Raw genomic sequence first — 15,385 nt, 5'->3', positions numbered from 1 at the left:
TCACAGCTGGAGCACGCCGCCGGCCAGGTGGCGCGTTCTTGAGAGCCGGCTGATCGTCGGCAGCAGGTTGAGGCCGGTTTCCTGCTTCAGCGCTTTGGCCGCGGCTTTCAGCTCCACAAAGGTCGGCGCTGGCGAGGCGGCGATTGTGCCCAGCGCGATGGCATTGCCGCTGTCGCAGGAGGAAAAGGCGATGGCGCGGCCGTCGAAGGCTTCTTCGAGGCGGGCCACGCTCTTGGCGAAATCCTTGCGCCGCGAGAGCAGGTTCACGCACAGCATGCCGTCGTCGGCCAGGCGGGCGCGGCAGTCGAGGTAGAAGGGCAGGGTGTCGAGCCGGCCGGTGCGGGCGTCGGCGTCGAAGCCGTCGACCATAATCAGGTCGTAGCACTGCTTCGATTCGATCATGAAGTCGGCGCCGTCGCCATGGCGGATGTCGATGCGCGCCGGGTCGTCGGGCAGCTTGAAGAACTGTCGGGCGGCGGCTTCGACGCGCGGATCGATCTCGATCACCGTCAGCTTCGCCTGCGGCCGGTGGCGGTAGAGGAATTTGGTTACCGATGCGGCGCCCAGGCCGATCTGCAAAACCGTGCGCGGCCAGTCGGCGTCATGCAGCAGCAGCGGCGTCATCATCTCGCGGGTGTAGTCGAGTTCCAGCGCAAAGGGCCGCGCGATGCGCATTGCCCCCTGGACCCAGCTCGAACCGAAATGCAGGTAGCGGACGCCCGCTTCCTCGCTGATGTCGATGCTCAATGGAGCAGCCGGCCGTCGGGCGGGAACAGTTCGTCGACGATTTCGGCGCCGAAGCGGTATTCGTGGCCGCAGATCTCGTCCTCGATGGCAATGACTTCGGCGTCGCCGAGCATGGCTTCGAGTTCTTCGCGGCCCATCGAGAGCAGCATGTTGCGCACCTTTTCCTCGTCGCGCGGGCAATGCCACGATGCGTGCCGCGGCTCGAAGAGGCGGACCTTTTCCTCGCCGAACAGCCGCGTCAGCAGGGCTTCCGGCGGCAGGGCGAGCTCTTCGGGGCGCACCGTCGCGGCGAGCTGTTCGATGCGGTTCCAGCCGTCCGGATCGCGCAGGTCGGCATCCGGCAGCTTTTGCAGGAACAGGCCGCAGGCGGTGTCGGGCGTGGCCGCCAGCCACAGGCGGGCCGGCTGCTGTTCGGATTGTTCGAGGTAGTGTTCGAACATTTTGGTCAGCGTTCCGCCGGTCAGCGGCACCACGCTTTGATAGGGCGTCTGCACGCTCTTCGGGTGCAGCGTCAGCACCAGCTGGCCGTCGCCGAGCAGGTCGCCGATGCTGCCGACATTGATTACGGCTTCGGCCGCCAGTTCGCTCTTGGCCATGCCGCGCAGTTGCAGCTTTTCGTTGCAGTCCATGACCAGCATCGACACCGGGCCGTGGCCCTGCAGCTGGAAGCTCAGGCGGCCGGGGGACTTGAGGTTGCTGCCGATCAGCGCGGTGACGGCGGCCAGCTCGCCGAGCAGCTCGCGCACCGGCGCGGCGTAGTTGCGGCGGCTGGTCATGGCGGCCCAGGAGGGGCCGAGCTGCACCAGCGCGCCGCGGATGTCGAGGTCTTCCAGCAGGAAGCGATGCACCGCGTCCATCAGCGGACGAAGCTGTCGAAGGTGGTCGGATCGAAACCGACGAGGAGTTGTCCCGCGTCGTTTTCCGTCACCGGGCGGCGGATCACGCTGGAATGTTCCATCATCAGCGCCACGGCCTGGCCCTGGGTGGTGATGGCCTGCTGCTCGGGCGTCAGCTTGCGCCAGGTGGGGCCTTTGGTGTTCATCAGCGCCTGCCAGCCCAGGCTGCGGCACCACTTGAGCAATTCGTCGCGCGGCACGCCCTGTTTCTTGTAGTCGTGGAATTCGTAGCTGATGCCGTTGGCGTCGCACCAGTTGAAGGCCTTCTTCATGGTGTCGCAGTTCTTGATGCCGAATATTTTTATCATTGCAATGCGTGTGGCGCGAATCGTGGGGGAGAGCCGAATCATAACAAACGGGGCATAATCGACCGCCATGACTACCCCCGACGCCCCCCTGCGCAGCGAGGCGCAGCAGCGTGCCGACCAGATCGGAATCTTCCGGGCGGAACTGGCCCGGCTGGAAAGCGAAGGCGTGCTGCAGCTCGATCCCGCCCAACGGCAGGCGGTGCGCGAACATCACGCCGCCTTGCTGTCCGGATTTGCCGGCCGCTTCGACATCGATCGCGATGCCCAGGCCAGACAACTTTCGCTGGGCATGCGGGTGGCATCCTTCCTCGGCGCGCTGGCGCTGGCGGCGAGCGTGTTCTTTCTTTTCTACCAGTTCTGGGGGCACTTCGACGAGACGGCCCAGGTCGCGATCCTGCTGGGCGCGGCACTGGCCAGCCTGGGCTTGACGGTCCTGATCCAGACCCGCGATGCGTCCGGCTACTTCACCAAGCTGGCGGCGATGGTGGCCTTCGCCTGCTTCGTGCTCGATCTCACCATGCTCGGCCAGATATTCAACATCACGCCCACCGATCGCGCGCTGATTCCCTGGGCGGCGCTGGCTTTCCTGCTGGCCTACGCCTTCGACCTGCGCCTGCTGCTGGCGGCGGGGATCTGCTGCGTGATTGCCTTCACCGCCGCGCGGGTCGGCGAGTGGGGCGGCATCTACTGGCTGCATGCGGGCGAGCGGCCGGAGAATTTCTTTCCGGTGGCGGCGTTGCTGTTCGCCGTGCCGGCGCTGATCGGGCATCGCGTCGTTTCGGGCTTTGCTTCCCTGTACCGCATTTTCGGCCTGCTCTGCCTGCTGGTGCCGATGCTGGTGCTCGGCCATTGGGGCTGGGGCAGCTACCTCGCCGGCTACGAGGGATTTGACGCCAAAGCCATCGAAGGCGGCTATGAGCTTGCCGGCTTTGTCGCCAGCGCGCTGGCGATCTGGGTCGGGGCGCGCCGGGAGTGGTCCGACACGGTCAACACCGGCATCACGTTCTTCGTCATCTTCCTGTACACCAAGTTCTTCGACTGGTGGTGGGACATCATGCCGAAGTATCTGTTCTTCCTGGTGCTCGGCCTTGCCGCGATCCTGATCCTGCTGGTACTGAAGCGCCTGCGCCGCGTGGGTCACATGGGTCGCGCGGCAGGGGAGCTCGCGTCATGAAGTTGACGCCGCGATACATCCTGGCGGCCGGTGCGCTGCTGATCCTGCTGGCCAACGCCGTGGCGCTCGTCGGTGTCTATCTCAACCGCGGCGGCGAGGCGGAGAGCCGGCTGACGCTTTCCCAGCGCGAGCTGACGATGCCCTGGGGCTGGGCCGCGGCCAAGGAGAACAGCGGGCTGGCCTTGAGCCTGAACTGGCGCGTCGCCGATCCCGCGTTCGGGGAGTTCGGCGGCTACGGTTTCAGCGGCGGCACGCCGGACTGGCTCGATACAGCCCGCATGGCGGCACTGGGCTTCGACACGACATTGCCGGCGGAAGGCGCTTTCGGTCGCCGCCGCTTCGAGCGCCAGTTGCCGCGCGAAGTGCTGCTGGTCCTGGAACTCGCCGGCCCGGCCTGGCAGCAGGCACTGGAAAGGGCGCGGCAAAACGCGGCACGGCACGAGGCGGCGAGCCTGGCGAATGCCGGCAGCAAGGAGTTTGCCGAAAAGGCCAGGCGCGCGCAGGAGCAGTTGAAACGGGAAGAGGGCGCCAACAGCCGCTTGTTCGCCATCGATGCCGGGCTCGATCGCGCCGCCTTGCGCGCGAAGTATCCGGATCGCGGCCGCTACCTGATCCTCAAGGGCACGGTGCGCCCGCGTCTGGCGACGCATGAAAGGCAGACGCGGGTGACGGGTTATGTCAGCGCGCTGGCCGTGACGCAGATCAACGTGCCGCATGCCCTGCGGCCCCTGCTGGAGCCGGCCTTGCGCAAGCACAAGCGCACCGCGGAGGATCCCGCGCCGCATTTCGAAGCGGTGATCGCCGTCGGGCAGCGTCTGGAACCCTGGCTGGAGTCGGTGCTGGCGGCGCGGTAAACCGTTCGCCCGCAGAGCCGCTGAGGGTTCAAACACGGCATAATCGCTTGCCATGAATACATCCATCCTGCTGCGCCGCGTCCTGCCGGCACTCATCCTCGTCGCCATCGTTGCCGGCGGCTTTTTCTGGTTTACCCGCGCCAAGCCGGTGCTTGTCGTGATGAAGTCCGTCGATCGCGGCAATGTCGAATCCACGGTCGTGAATACCCGTGCCGGCACGGTCGAAGCCTGCCAGCGCACCAAGCTATCCACCATCATGGGCGGGCGCATCGAATACCTCGGCGTCAAGGAAGGCGACAAGGTGAAGAAGGGGCAGCTTCTGATGAAGCTGTGGAACGACGACCAGAAGGCGCAGCAGACCCTGGCCGAGGCGCAGCGGACGATGGCGACGCAGCGGGTCAAGGAGGTGTGCACCACCGCGGCCAGCTCCCGGCGCGAGGCCGAGCGCCAGACCTCCCTGAAGAACAAGGGCTTCGTTTCCGAGGCCCGCGAGGATACGGCGAAGAGCGAGGCCGATGCCCGTGCCGCGGCCTGCGAAACGGCGCGCGCCGACGTCGCCCAGGCCGCCGCGCGCGTCGCCGTGACCCGGGTGGAGCAGGGCCGCATGGTGCTGTATGCGCCCTTCGACGGCATCGTGGCGAAAATCGTCGGCGAGCTCGGCGAGTATTCGACGCCTTCGCCGCCGGGCGTGCCGACGCCGCCGGCGATCGACCTGATCGACGACGCCTGTCTCTATGTCAAGGCGCCGATGGATGAAGTCGATGCGCCCCGGATCAAGGCCGGGTTGCCGGTGCGCGTGACGCTCGACGCCCTGCCCAAGCAGCCGCTGGCCGGCAAGGTGCGCCGCGTGGCACCCTATGTGCTGGCCGTGGAGAAGCAGGCGCGCACGGTCGATGTCGAAGTGGATTTCGAGCGGCCGGCAGAGGGACAATTGCTGGTCGGCTACAGCGCCGACGTCGAGATCGTGCTCGGCGGACGCCAGAACGTACTGCGGGTACCGACGGCGGCGTTGATCGAGGGCAGCAAGGTGATGATCCTGAATGCCGACACCGGCAAGCTCGAGGAACGCAAGGTCAAGGCCGGCGTCGCCAACTGGGAGTTCACGGAAATCGTCGAAGGCCTGGCCGAGGGCGAGCGCATCGTCACCTCGCTGGAGCGCGAGGGCGTGAAAGTCGGCGCCCGCGCCACGGCGGCCGCGGCGGACGAAAAATCGAAATAGCATGGCCGTAATCGAACTTGCCGGCATCGAGCGCGTCTTCCACCTCGGCGACAGCACGGTGCATGCGCTGACCCATCTCGATGTCGGCGTCGAGGCCGGCGAATACGTGGCCATCATGGGGCCGTCGGGTTCGGGCAAATCGACGCTGCTCAACCTGCTGGGCCTGCTCGACCGGCCCGATGCCGGCTCCTATCATCTCGAAGGCCGCGACGTGACCACGTTGACGCCCGACGAGCAGGCCGCCGTGCGCAGCCGGCGCATCGGCTTCGTGTTCCAGAGCTTCCACCTGGTGCCGCGCCTCACCGCCGCGGAGAACATCGGCCTGCCTATGATGCTGGCCGGCATCCCGGCGGCGGAGCGGGCGCAGCGCGTGGCGCAGGCGCTCAAGGATTTCGGCCTCGACCAGCGCGCCGACCATCGCCCCGACCAGCTTTCCGGCGGCCAGCGGCAGCGCGTCGCGATTGCCCGCGCCACCATCATGCAGCCCGCCGTGCTGCTGGCCGACGAGCCGACCGGCAACCTCGACCGCGCTACCGGCGACGACGTGATCCATTTGCTCGAAGCGCTCAACGAGCGCGGCATGACGCTGATCATCGTCACCCACGACCAGAAGATCGGCAGCCGCGCGCGGCGCCAACTGATGATGGAAGACGGTGAGTTGAAGAGCGACAGTGCGCGGCCGTCACTGGCCGCTGCACAGAACTGAGGCGACTCCGTGCGCACCACCGACATCCTGCGCTTCGCCCGCGATGCCGCCGCGGGTTATCCGCTGCGGACCCTGCTGTCGATCCTGGCCATGGCCATCGGCGTCGCCGCCGTGGTGGTGCTGACGGCGCTGGGCGACGGCGCGCGCCGCTACGTGGTCGAGCAGTTTTCGGCGCTGGGCAGCAACCTTGTCATCGTCCTGCCGGGACGCTCGGCGACCGGCGGCTTCAGCCCGGCCAATGCCTTGACCACCACGCCGCGCGACCTGACGGTGGACGACGCGTTCGCGCTGACCCGGCTGCCCTCGGTGCGGCGCGTGGCGCCGCTGACGGCGGGCAATTCGGAGATCAACGCCAACGGCCGGCTGCGGGAAGTCGTGGTGGCCGGCACCGCCTCGACCTATTTCGACATTCGCAGCTTCAAGATCGCCCAGGGGCATTTCCTGCCCGAATCCGATTGGAGCCGCGGCCCGCCGGTGGCCGTGATCGGCTCCAAGATCAAGGAAGAAATTTTCGGCGGCGCTCCGGCGGTCGGTGAATTGATCCGCCTCGGCGACCGGCGCCTGCGCATCGTCGGCGTGCTGAAGGCCTCCGGCCAGGGGGTGGGCGGCCTCAACACCGACGAAGTGGTCTTCATCCCGGTCAGCGTGGCGCAGAGCCTGTTCAACACCAACACCCTGTTCCGCGTCCTGATCGAAGCCCGCAGCCGTGGCGAGATCGAGGCGGCAAAGCGCGAGGCGGCCGCCGTACTCAAGGCCCGCCATGGCGAGGAGGACATCACGGTGATCACGCAGGACGCCGTGCTGGCCACCTTCGACAAGCTGCTGCGCGCGCTGACCGCCGCGGTGGCGGGCATCGCCGCGATCAGCCTGGCGGTGGCCGGCATCCTGGTGATGAACGTGATGCTGGTGGCGGTAACCCAGCGCACCGCGGAGATCGGCCTGCTCAAGGCGCTCGGCGCGCGCGCCGTGACGATCCGCAATGCCTTCATGGCCGAGGCCGCGATGCTGTCCCTGGTCGGGGCGCTGACCGGCTACGGGCTCGGCCTCTTCGGCGCCTTCATCCTGCGCCAGATGTACCCGGTGTTTCCCGCCTATCCCCCGGATTGGGCGGTCGTTGCGGCGCTGGGCACCGCGCTCGGCACCGGCCTGCTGTTCGGCATCATGCCGGCGCGACGGGCGGCGCGGCTGGACCCCGTGCAGGCGCTGATGAAGCATTGAATATGAAAACAGATTATCCGCAGATTGCGCAGATTGACGCAGATTGGGAAGTGCATTGAGCATGCTTCGTCCAACGCGAATAATGATTGCGCCAGATATTCATCTTCGGCAAATCTGCGGAAATCTGCGCAATCTGCGGAAAGTGGTTTGAGAATGGTATTCACCGACTTCCTCGCCCTTGCCATCCGCGCCATCAGTTCGCAGCGCCTGCGCAGTTTCCTCACGCTGCTCGGCATTGCGGTCGGCATTGCCGCGGTGATCCTGCTGACGTCGATCGGCGAGGGCATCCATCGCTACGTGCTGGCCGAGTTCACCCAGTTCGGCACCAATGTGATCGGCGTCCATCCCGGCCGCACCAAGACCGGCGGCGCGACCATCGGCCTGCCCAGCAGTGCGCGGCCGCTGTCGCTGGACGATGCAGAGACGCTGCGGCGCCTGCCCAATGTGGTGGCCGTCACCCCCAGCGTGTTCGGCAATGCCGAGGTCCATGGCAACGGCCGCGTGCGGCGTGTTTCGGTCTACGGCGTCGGTTCGGGAATGCTCGTGGTGTTCAAGGGCAAGGTGCGCAGCGGCCAGTTCCTGCCCGACGAGGACGCCGGTAGTGCCCGCGCCCAGGTGGTGCTCGGCCCCAAGCTGAAGAACGAATTGTTCGGCGGCGAGAACGCGCTGGGCGCGCGGGTGCGCATCGGCGGCCTGCAGTTCCGTGTGATCGGCGTCATGGAGCCCAAGGGCCAGTTCCTCGGCATCGACCTCGACGACACGGCCTTCATCCCGGCGGGCCGCGCGCTGGAACTGTTCAATCGCGAAGGCCTCAATGAAATCGATCTGGCCGTGGCCGAGGGCGTTCCCGCCGCAAGCGTGGTGGCCGCCGCCAGGGAGGTGATCAAGGCCCGCCACGGCCGCGACGATGTGACCATCATCAGCCAGGAGGAAATGATGAGCACGCTGTCGAACATCCTCGACGTGCTGACCATGGCCGTCGGCGCGCTGGGCGGCATCTCGCTGCTGGTCGGCGGCGTCGGCATCGTCACCATCATGACCATCGCCGTCACCGAGCGCACCAACGAGATCGGCCTGCTGGTGGCGCTCGGCGCGCGGCGGCAGACCATCCTCGGCCTGTTCCTCGGCGAGGCCGTGGCGCTTGCCGCGATCGGCGGCCTGGTCGGCCTGCTGCTCGGCGTCGGCCTGGCGCAGACGATCAGTTTCTTCGTCCCGGCCCTGCCGGTGCATACGCCGCTGTCCTTCGTGCTGCTGGCCGAAGCCCTGGCGGCGGCGATCGGCCTGGCCGCCGGCGTGCTGCCCGCCCGGCGCGCGGCGCTGCTCGATCCGGTGGAGGCGCTGCGCACCGAGTGACGCAAAAAAGTCGGCGCTGGCGATACGGCGCCGACCGACGCCGGCGCGTCGCGAGGCGCTTGCCGTGATCGCGCTACTCAGTCTTCCGTGTCGGGGATGACGGGCTTGCGCCGCGACCTGCCCAGCGTGGCCGATTGCGGCACATAGGCGCCGTATTGCACCTGGAAGACCACGAGATCGGTCGAGAGCTTGAGCCGCGTGGCGAGCGTGCGGGCAATGTTGCGGTAAAGCTTGGAGGCGACAGCGGGGATGCGCGCCAGGTTGTCGTGGTCGATTTTCAGCGTGGCGGTGCGTTCGAGCGCGCGGATCGAGGCGGTGCGCCCGACGTTGGCGTCGAGTACCAGCGACATTTCGCCGAAGGTTTCACCGGGGCCGAGTTTGACCAGTGATACCGATCGTCCGCCGCTCTTGCGAAAGACCTCGACCTTGCCGGAGAGGATGATGTGCATGTGCCGGCCCGGTTCGCCCTCGGCAATGATCTCGGCGCCTTCCCCGGCGGTGCTGCCGGTGGTCTGCGCGAGGAAGTCCTCCAGATCGCCGGGGCCGAAGCCGTTGAAAATCCTGACGGTGCCCAATAGCTTGAGAATGGTGGCGGTTTCCACTGTGTTGCGGCCTTTCCATGAACGGGTGGGGCGGAGTCGTCGATGTTTCCATGATGCGGACGCGCATGATACCCAGTGCCACCCGCGGAGGATGAAATACGCGAAAAGCTGATGGGTCGGGCGCCTCCCCTGCGCGGCCCGTCCAGGCCGCATAATTGAGTCCATGAAAACTTTGCGCGATACCCGGTTGTCCATGCTCGACCTCGTCGCCGTCCGCGAGGGCGGCACCGTGGCGGATGCACTGGCGATTGCGCTGCGCACCGCGCAGCATGTCGAACGGCTCGGCTTCACCCGCTACTGGCTGGCGGAACACCACAACATGCCGGGCATCGCGAGCTCGGCCACGGCGGTGCTGGTCGGCTACATCGCCGGCGGCACCCGTCGCATGCGCGTCGGCTCGGGCGGCGTGATGCTGCCCAACCATGCGCCGCTGGTCGTGGCCGAGGCCTTCGGCACGCTGGCCGAGATGTATCCGGACCGCATCGACCTCGGCCTCGGCCGCGCGCCGGGTACCGACCGCATCACCATGCGCGCACTGCGCCGCGATCGGGTCGAATCCGAGGACGATTTCCCGCGCGACGTGGCGGAACTGCAACGCTTGCTGGGTGAGCCGCAAGCTGGCCAGCAGGTCATCGCGATGCCCGGTGCCGGTACCCAGGTGCCGATCTGGTTGCTCGGGTCCAGCCTGTTTTCCGCCCAACTGGCGGCGGAGCGCGGCCTGCCTTACGCCTTCGCCTCGCATTTTGCGCCGCGCCTGCTGCATCAGGCGATCGATCTGTACCGCAGCCGGTTTCGTCCGTCGGCGACGCTGGCGCAGCCCTACGTGATGATCGGCGTGCCGCTGATCGCGGCGCCCAGCGACGAGGAAGCCGAATTCCTCGCCACCAGCGTGTATCAGCGCGTGCTCGGCATCCTGCACGGCGATCGCCGCTGCCTGCCGCCGCCGGCGGAGAACTTCATGGCGCAACTGCATCCGCAGGAGCGCGCCGCGATCGGCGAGTTCCTTGCCGCCGCGGTGATCGGCGGGCCGCAAACCGTGGCCGCCGGGCTGGAGCAATTGCAGCAATCGACGCTGGCCGATGAACTGATCCTGGTGTGCGACATCTTCGATCCCGACCTGCGCCTGCGCTCGCTCGATATCGCGGTGGCGGCGTGCGGATTGTGAAGCGCGCAGCGAGCCCGGTCGTGCGCAGGATTAACGTGAAACAACGTGTTCGGAGCGGCTGGTGATAGCCGAGCGCAGCGAGTTGATCATCCGGAGTGGCTTGGCCCGCGTCGTTTGCGGGCTTAGCCCACTCCGCAGGGGCATCATCAGAAGCCTCCCCGTGAGGGGAGGATGGGAGGGGCGGGCCTTCAATTCGCTTTTCGCGTGTTTCATCATCAGTAGGTGGGACTCGCTGCCATGAGAGTTAACAAATCGGGAATATTCGCTTGCTAAGCTCGCGCACCATGTCGAACGCTGGCCATACCCTGCAGGAGAGCGTTGCCTTGCAACGCGCGTCGCTCAAGACCATCATCGAGGAACCGCTGCGTTGCGCCGCGCAGGGTGTTGCGGCGGCCTGGGGCGATCGTGCCGCGCTCAACGCCGAACTGGCCCGCTTGTTCCCCGGCGTGCCCCATTGCCGCTACCTGTATGCCATGAATGTGGATGGCGTGCAGATTTCCGACAGCGTCAGCGCCGCCTGCGTCAACGCAGCCGATTTCGGCCGCGACCGCTCGCATCGGCCCTACATGCGCGAATCCCAGCCGGCCACGGGTTTCCTGCTGTCACGCTCCTACATCACCCTGCGCGACCGGCGCCCCGGGCTTACCGCCATCCAGCTGGTACGCAACGCCGCGGGAGTCGCGGTCGGCTTTCTCGGCGCCGATTTCTATCTCCACGACCTGCCGCTGACGCGCGAGCGCTTCGAGGAGCAGCGGCAGTGGCGGCAACTGCGCGGCGATCCGTCGATCCGCAGCCAGGTCTTCCACCAGACCCGGACCGAGAGCGAGATGGACCGCCAGTTGAACACCGTGCTCGGCGTCGTCGAGGAGTTGATGGCTGATCACGGCATGTACCACATCATGCTGCACTTTTCGAGCAGCAGGGCGGTGTATTGGACGCTCGACGATCCCTACCGCTACCGGCTGTTCGATATCCAGGCGCTGGTCGATCCGGACACCTGCCTCGCCTACCCGAAACACCCCTATCCGGCCAATGCGCTGGTGCCGAAGGAGCGCATCCGGGCCATCCTCGATACGCTGGGCTCGCTGCGTTTCATCGACGAGACGTTTTATCTTCGCACCGGGACGCTCAACCTGTTCAACGGCATGGTCGGCCTGACCTTCTCCTGCGACGGCTCCCACTACATGCCCTGGGACGAGTTCCTCAAGATGGACGTGGCCTTCTGGCTGGGGACGGTGTAGGAATTTCCCCGCGCTTACTCGCGGATCGAGCGGTATTGCGCCGTCATGCGGTGCGTGGCGCCGGGCGCGAGCTGAATCACATCCTCGGCGGCGTTGGCGGTTTCGACGCAGACCATGCCGGTCCAGCCATCGGGACCGAAATCGCCCATCTTGTCGGCCTTCTCGGTCCACGGATTCCATACCACGGTGGAGCGGCTGCCGGTGCTGGTGATGAGGATGCGGCGGCCCAGCACCGGGTCGTGAATCTCGCAGTGGCCGTGGGTGGCGAGGTAGATGCGGTCGGTTTCCCCGGCGAAGTCGACCGCGCCGCGCTGCGTCTTGCGCGCGCTGCCGCCTACCTTGTCGATGTAGTCGCAGGCGTCGAGTCCGGTAATCGTGGCCTGGCGGATGTCGCCGATCTCGAAATAGGTGTGCAGGGCCTGGCCAAGTTCGAAGGGGCTGTCGCCGGTGTTGGTGGTGGCGAGTTCGACTTCGAGTTCGGGGCCGACGGTGACGATGTTCCTCACCGTCGAGGCGTGCGGCCATTGCGCGCGGGTGGCCTCGGACTGGACCAGTTCGAATTCGAGGCGCACGCGCCGGTCGGGCAGGAGCGCGGCGTCGAGCAGTTGCCACGGCACGGTGCGGGCAAAGCCGTGGCCGGGAAACTGTGCGTTGCCCGGGTGCGCGCCGAACCAGGGCCAGCACACCGGGACGCCGCCGCGGATGGATTTGCCCGGCGCCAGCTTGGCGAGCTTGCTGAGCCAGATCAGCGGCGCCTGGCCGGCCGGCTGGTAGCGCATGACATGGGCGCCTTGCAAGGCGATGCTGGCGGTGGCCTCCGGGGTGGTGACATGCGCCACGACAAAGCCGTCGGGCAGCTCTTCGAAGGCAAGAAAGTCGGCGATGGCGAGACGGCGATTCAGTTCAGCGGCCTGGTTCATGAAGTGTGTTCCGGAAAATTGTGGGACGGGTGACGGCTATGATACGGGTTCGCCTTGACCTCGGAATGCGTCATCCACGGGCCTTATCCCGGACCTCAAGATCATGAATGCACACCATCGATCCCGCAGCATCTTGCATGGCGCCTCCCTGGCGCTGCTGGCCGCGCTCGCACTCGGCGGCTGCGCCACCAACCCGGTGACCAAAAAGTCGGAAGTGGCCTGGATGTCGGAGCAGCAGGAAGTCAGGATCGGCACCCAGCAATACCTGCAGAACCAGCAGTCGGCCGGCGGCAGGTTCATCCTCGATCCCCAGCTCACGGCGTATGTCAATGAAGTGGGGCAGAAGCTGGTCAAGGTCAGCGACCGGCCCAAACTGCCCTTCGAGTTCGTCGTCATCAACGATTCGGTGCCCAATGCCTGGGCCTTGCCGGGCGGCAAGCTGGCGGTCAATCGCGGCCTGCTGCTGGAGCTGAAGAGCGAAGCGGAACTGGCCGCCGTGCTCTCGCACGAGATCGTGCATGCCGCCGCCCGCCACGGCGCCAGCGCGATGGAGCGGGGCATCCTGCTGTCGGCCGGCGCGGCGATCATTTCGGTGCTGGCATCCGACCGCAAGCATTCCGACCTGGTCGAGTTCGCGGCGGCGGGCGGGGCGGCCCTGCTGAGCTTCCGTTTCGGCCGCGAGCACGAGCTCGAAGCCGATCATTACGGCATCGACTACATGGTGCGCGCCGGCTACGATCCAAAGGCGGCGGTGGAACTGCAGGAAACCTTCGTGCGCCTGTCGGGAGACAAGAAATCCAACTGGCTGGCGGGGATGTTCGCCACCCACCCGCCGTCGCAGGAGCGCGTCGAGGCCAACCGCAGCATGGCGGCGACATTGCCGGCGGGTTTGTATCGCGGCGAAGATGTCTACCAGCGCAGGATCGCCTTCCTGCTGCGTTCGAAGCCGGCCTACGCGGCGCACGACGAAGGCCGCAAGTCGCTTGAAAAGGACCCGGCGCATGCGCTGGTGCAGGCCGAGCGGGCGATCAAGCTGGAGCCGCGCGAAGCGATGTTTTACGCCCTGCGCGGCGATGCCCTGAAGAAGCTGGGCCGTGCGGCGGAGGCTGAACAGGACTACGGCGAAGCGATCAAGCGCAACGGCGAGTACTACGCCTATTACCTGAATCGCGGCCTGACCCGCAGCCGCCTGGGCAATGCCGCCGGGGCGCAGAGCGACCTGGAGCGCAGCAACGCCCTGCTGCCGACCGCCGCGGCCCACTATGTGCTGGGCACCATCGCGCAGAACGCCAACAATCGACCCAAGGCCATCGAGCATTTCAAGCTCGCCGCCAGTTCCGAGTCGGATGTCGGCAAGCGCGCCGGTTCCGAACTGACCCGCCTCGATCTGCCGCGCAATCCGGGCAACTACATCCAGGTCGAGCCAGTGGCGGACGGCAACGGCAATCTGGGGCTGCGCGTCACCAACCGCAGCGCGGTGGCCGTGCACAAGCTCCGCGTCGTCGGCGCGGTGCCGCAGGGCGGCTTCAGCCGGGAGTACTGGGTGCCTGGAAGCTTGCAGCCGGGGCAGTCGGCGGTGGTGTCGATGGGCCTCAGGCTGCCCGACCTGAATGCCAGCCTCGGTCAGGTGCGGACGCAGATTCGCGGCGCCGAGCCGGCTGATTGACGATCGAGCGCCCTACACCAGCCCGTTCATCAACTGCACATTCACCGTGTCGCCAGCGCCGACTTTGTCGCGCCCGGCTTCTAGCACGATGAAGCAGTCGGCTTCCGCCATCGAGCGCAGGACGCCGGAACCCTGTGCGCCGGTGGGACGCACGCACCACTCGCCGTTTTCCTGGAACAAAATGCCGCGCTGGAATTCGGTGCGGCCGCGGCCTTTTTTCATTTCCTCGGTGCAGCGCGCGGGAAAGGCGGGGACGGGCTTGAGCGGATCGACACCGGCCAGCTTCTGGATGGCCGGCAGCACGAACTGGTAGAAGGTGACCATCACCGCCACCGGGTTGCCGGGCAGGCCGAACAGCCAGGCGCCGGGGCGCTCCGGTCCATCAGGTTGAATGCGGCCGAAGGCCATCGGGCGGCCGGGCTTCATGGCGATTTTCCAGAAGGCGACTTCGCCGAGCTGGGTCATCAATTGCTTGATGAAGTCGGCCTCGCCGACCGAGACGCCGCCGCTGGTGATGATGGCATCGGCGCAGCCGGCGGCTTCGCGGAAGGCCGCTTCCAATGAGGCGGGATCGTCCTTCACCACGCCCATGTCGATGACTTCGCAGTTGAGGCGCGTCAGCATGCCCCACAGCGTGTAGCGGTTGCTGTCGTACACCGCGCCGGGTGCGAGCGGCGTGCCGATCGAGCACAGCTCGTCGCCGGTGGAGAACAGCGCGACGCGCACCCGGCGACGCACCGAGACTTCGCCGATGCCAAGCGAGGCGATGATGCCGATCTCGGCCGGGCGCAGCTTCTTTCCTGCGGGAATCGCGGGGCGTCCGGCCTGCAGGTCTTCGCCGGCGCGGCGGGTGTTCTGCTCGCGGCGCTGGCCCGGCGGGATGATGACGGCATCGCCCTCGACGCGCACCACTTCCTGGACCACCACGCAGTCGACGCCTTGCGGCAGGATCGCGCCGGTCATGATCCTCACCGTCTCGCCGGCGCCGACTTTGCCGTCGAAGGCGCGGCCGGCGAAGGCGGTGCCGATGTTTCTCAAGCGCGTTTCAACCTCGGCGGCGAGGTCGTCGAAGCGCACTGCCCAGCCGTCCATGGCCGAGTTGTCGTGGCTCGGCACGTCGATCGGCGAGATGACGTCCGCCGCCAGCACGCGATCCAGCGCCTGGCGCACGAAGACGCGCTCATGGCCGGTGACGGGCGGCAGCAGGTCGAGGATCAGTTCACGGGCGCGGTCGACGTGGAGCGAATTCGGATCGTAGTCGTCGGCGCAGGACAGGGTCTGGAGTAGTGAAGTCATCAGGTGGTGGGGAACGGCGG

General features: G+C 66.9%; 15 protein-coding genes. 9 read left to right on the top strand and 6 right to left on the bottom strand.

Annotation, left to right across the window (positions count from 1 at the left end; all coding sequences use genetic code 11):
• The 3 genes from SUTH_RS10805 to SUTH_RS10795 are packed head-to-tail and all read right to left on the bottom strand — an operon-like array spanning position 1 to position 1,951.
• A complete protein-coding gene (locus SUTH_RS10805; protein ID WP_041099190.1) occupies positions 1-747 on the bottom strand; it encodes a fused MFS/spermidine synthase in 747 nt (248 codons plus the stop codon).
• Positions 744-1,604 carry an Hsp33 family molecular chaperone HslO gene (gene hslO, locus SUTH_RS10800; protein WP_041099188.1) on the bottom strand — a complete coding sequence of 287 codons (861 nt, stop codon included), beginning with the start codon at positions 1,602-1,604 and terminating at the stop codon, positions 744-746. Before hslO ends, SUTH_RS10805 begins: the two co-directional genes overlap by 4 nt.
• Positions 1,604-1,951, bottom strand: a complete 348-nt coding sequence (locus tag SUTH_RS10795) for an ArsC family reductase (RefSeq protein ID WP_041099186.1) — start codon at positions 1,949-1,951, stop codon at positions 1,604-1,606. Before SUTH_RS10795 ends, hslO begins: the two co-directional genes overlap by 1 nt.
• Positions 1,952-2,018: 67 nt before the next feature.
• Between SUTH_RS10795 and SUTH_RS10790 the strand changes: the two genes are divergently transcribed.
• From SUTH_RS10790 to SUTH_RS10765, 6 genes are all read left to right on the top strand, one after another.
• Positions 2,019-3,125, top strand: coding sequence for a DUF2157 domain-containing protein (locus tag SUTH_RS10790; RefSeq protein WP_041099184.1), 1,107 nt, complete (start codon positions 2,019-2,021; stop codon positions 3,123-3,125).
• A complete protein-coding gene (locus tag SUTH_RS10785) occupies positions 3,122-3,979 on the top strand; it encodes a DUF4824 family protein (RefSeq protein ID WP_041099182.1) in 858 nt (285 codons plus the stop codon). Before SUTH_RS10790 ends, SUTH_RS10785 begins: the two co-directional genes overlap by 4 nt.
• Before the next feature lie 52 nt (positions 3,980-4,031).
• Entirely contained in the window at positions 4,032-5,198 is a 1,167-nt protein-coding gene (locus SUTH_RS10780; RefSeq protein WP_041099179.1) for an efflux RND transporter periplasmic adaptor subunit, read from the top strand.
• A gap of 1 nt (position 5,199) precedes the next feature.
• Positions 5,200-5,904 carry an ABC transporter ATP-binding protein gene (locus SUTH_RS10775; protein WP_041099177.1) on the top strand — a complete coding sequence of 235 codons (705 nt, stop codon included), beginning with the start codon at positions 5,200-5,202 and terminating at the stop codon, positions 5,902-5,904.
• Positions 5,905-5,913: 9 nt separating this feature from the next.
• Positions 5,914-7,122: an ABC transporter permease gene (locus SUTH_RS10770; RefSeq protein ID WP_041099174.1), complete on the top strand. Its 1,209-nt coding sequence runs from the start codon at positions 5,914-5,916 to the stop codon at positions 7,120-7,122.
• Positions 7,123-7,275: 153 nt separating this feature from the next.
• A complete protein-coding gene (locus SUTH_RS10765; protein WP_041099172.1) occupies positions 7,276-8,475 on the top strand; it encodes an ABC transporter permease in 1,200 nt (399 codons plus the stop codon).
• Between the two features lie 77 nt (positions 8,476-8,552).
• On the opposite strand, the gene SUTH_RS18500 is transcribed toward SUTH_RS10765, so the two are convergent.
• A complete protein-coding gene (locus SUTH_RS18500) occupies positions 8,553-9,077 on the bottom strand; it encodes a cyclic nucleotide-binding domain-containing protein (RefSeq protein ID WP_052473544.1) in 525 nt (174 codons plus the stop codon).
• A 163-nt stretch (positions 9,078-9,240) separates the two neighbouring features.
• Here SUTH_RS18500 and SUTH_RS10755 point away from each other — a divergent pair, with 163 nt between their 5' ends.
• Both SUTH_RS10755 and SUTH_RS10750 read left to right on the top strand, forming a co-directional pair.
• Positions 9,241-10,242 (top strand): LLM class flavin-dependent oxidoreductase, encoded by a 1,002-nt coding sequence (locus tag SUTH_RS10755; protein ID WP_041099170.1) that lies wholly within the window; start codon positions 9,241-9,243, stop codon positions 10,240-10,242.
• Between the two features lie 284 nt (positions 10,243-10,526).
• The gene (locus SUTH_RS10750; protein ID WP_041099168.1) at positions 10,527-11,483 is read left to right on the top strand and encodes a PDC sensor domain-containing protein; all 957 of its coding nucleotides are present in this window, start codon (positions 10,527-10,529) and stop codon (positions 11,481-11,483) included.
• 14 nt (positions 11,484-11,497) lie between these two features.
• On the opposite strand, the gene SUTH_RS10745 is transcribed toward SUTH_RS10750, so the two are convergent.
• A complete protein-coding gene (locus tag SUTH_RS10745; protein WP_041099166.1) occupies positions 11,498-12,403 on the bottom strand; it encodes a D-hexose-6-phosphate mutarotase in 906 nt (301 codons plus the stop codon).
• Between the two features lie 103 nt (positions 12,404-12,506).
• Between SUTH_RS10745 and SUTH_RS10740 the strand changes: the two genes are divergently transcribed.
• Positions 12,507-14,069, top strand: coding sequence for a M48 family metalloprotease (locus tag SUTH_RS10740; protein ID WP_052473543.1), 1,563 nt, complete (start codon positions 12,507-12,509; stop codon positions 14,067-14,069).
• Between the two features lie 12 nt (positions 14,070-14,081).
• Here SUTH_RS10740 and moeA read toward each other — a convergent pair whose 3' ends face one another.
• Positions 14,082-15,365 carry a molybdopterin molybdotransferase MoeA gene (gene moeA, locus SUTH_RS10735; protein ID WP_052473542.1) on the bottom strand — a complete coding sequence of 428 codons (1,284 nt, stop codon included), beginning with the start codon at positions 15,363-15,365 and terminating at the stop codon, positions 14,082-14,084.
• Positions 15,366-15,385 lie beyond the last annotated feature (20 nt).

The sequence above is a fragment of the Sulfuritalea hydrogenivorans sk43H genome (assembly GCF_000828635.1).
Lineage (GTDB): Bacteria > Pseudomonadota > Gammaproteobacteria > Burkholderiales > Rhodocyclaceae > Sulfuritalea > Sulfuritalea hydrogenivorans.
This window is presented reverse-complemented; position numbering and strand designations above follow the sequence as displayed.

What these genes read in the sequence shown, in the direction of transcription:
- moeA (WP_052473542.1), bottom strand. Translation starts at nt 15,365, where the DNA reads ATGACTTCACTACTCCAGACCCTGTCCTGCGCCGACGACTACGATCCG.
- SUTH_RS10740 (WP_052473543.1), top strand. Translation starts at nt 12,507, where the DNA reads ATGAATGCACACCATCGATCCCGCAGCATCTTGCATGGCGCCTCCCTG.
- SUTH_RS10775 (WP_041099177.1), top strand. Translation starts at nt 5,200, where the DNA reads ATGGCCGTAATCGAACTTGCCGGCATCGAGCGCGTCTTCCACCTCGGC.
- hslO (WP_041099188.1), bottom strand. Translation starts at nt 1,604, where the DNA reads ATGGACGCGGTGCATCGCTTCCTGCTGGAAGACCTCGACATCCGCGGC.
- SUTH_RS10780 (WP_041099179.1), top strand. Translation starts at nt 4,032, where the DNA reads ATGAATACATCCATCCTGCTGCGCCGCGTCCTGCCGGCACTCATCCTC.
- SUTH_RS10750 (WP_041099168.1), top strand. Translation starts at nt 10,527, where the DNA reads ATGTCGAACGCTGGCCATACCCTGCAGGAGAGCGTTGCCTTGCAACGC.
- SUTH_RS10745 (WP_041099166.1), bottom strand. Translation starts at nt 12,403, where the DNA reads ATGAACCAGGCCGCTGAACTGAATCGCCGTCTCGCCATCGCCGACTTT.
- SUTH_RS10785 (WP_041099182.1), top strand. Translation starts at nt 3,122, where the DNA reads ATGAAGTTGACGCCGCGATACATCCTGGCGGCCGGTGCGCTGCTGATC.
- SUTH_RS10755 (WP_041099170.1), top strand. Translation starts at nt 9,241, where the DNA reads ATGAAAACTTTGCGCGATACCCGGTTGTCCATGCTCGACCTCGTCGCC.
- SUTH_RS10795 (WP_041099186.1), bottom strand. Translation starts at nt 1,951, where the DNA reads ATGATAAAAATATTCGGCATCAAGAACTGCGACACCATGAAGAAGGCC.
- SUTH_RS10790 (WP_041099184.1), top strand. Translation starts at nt 2,019, where the DNA reads ATGACTACCCCCGACGCCCCCCTGCGCAGCGAGGCGCAGCAGCGTGCC.
- SUTH_RS10765 (WP_041099172.1), top strand. Translation starts at nt 7,276, where the DNA reads ATGGTATTCACCGACTTCCTCGCCCTTGCCATCCGCGCCATCAGTTCG.